The sequence below is a fragment of the Cetobacterium sp. ZWU0022 genome (genome assembly GCF_000800875.1).
GTDB lineage: Bacteria > Fusobacteriota > Fusobacteriia > Fusobacteriales > Fusobacteriaceae > Cetobacterium_A.
This window is the reverse complement of sequence record NZ_JRJZ01000107.1, coordinates 1-713: the sequence shown is the minus strand read 5'-3', so window position 1 is coordinate 713 and position 713 is coordinate 1. Positions and strand designations below refer to the sequence as shown.

Annotated in this window: 2 protein-coding genes; both read right to left on the bottom strand. The window is 25.1% G+C overall.

Annotated elements, in window-relative coordinates; all coding sequences use genetic code 11:
• Positions 1 to 180: 180 nt before the first annotated feature.
• Positions 181 to 303 carry a hypothetical protein gene (locus tag L988_RS14045; RefSeq protein ID WP_255359935.1) on the bottom strand — a complete coding sequence of 41 codons (123 nt, stop codon included), beginning with the start codon at positions 301 to 303 and terminating at the stop codon, positions 181 to 183.
• On the bottom strand, positions 304 to 713 hold a 410-nt coding region (locus tag L988_RS13835; protein WP_047383514.1), incomplete at its 5' end, for a hypothetical protein.

Here is a 713-nt window from a genome sequence, read left to right as displayed (position 1 = left end):
TTTTATAATTGTTTTATCTTTATTTATTTTTATATTTTCATTTAAATATGGAATTATAAATTCTTCCTTTCCTTCTAAAATTAAATTAAATAACTTATTTTCGTCTATTGTTATATTTATTTTCATTTCAACCATATATTTAACTCCCATCCTATATATATTTTTCCTCATTAAGTGGTCTTATTTTTTCTTAATACTAATTACAATTGTATTATCATCTGCTTTGTCTACTTCCATTTTCATATCTTTAGCCATTCCTAGTGTCGATAACACTAGGAAAGCTAATATAGTTAATTTTTTCATCTAACCCCCAATTTTAGAGTATTCAGAAATTATGATTGGTGTATATCCTGTATACTCTCCTTCAATAATTTTGGCTTCCTCTCCTTTATCTATATCTCTTTTATCCACTAGAGCATAGAACTTTATATGCTCTACTTCCTGCGATAAAATAATCTCTTTTTCAGGAATTTCCATTCTATATTTTTCAACTTTTACCCATTTTTTTCTATTTGTCATTAATCCTGATTTTGGAAAATCAAAAGTGATCTTTTTTCCAAAATCACTTTTTTCTGCTCTTATTTCAATAATTCCATAACCTGCTATTTTCTCATTAGTTAATCTTTTAGTAGAAAGATACTCAAACCTTAAAGGTTCAAGTATTTTTATTTCTACTTTTGCAAAACTCAATATATTTGTTATCAAAAATAAAC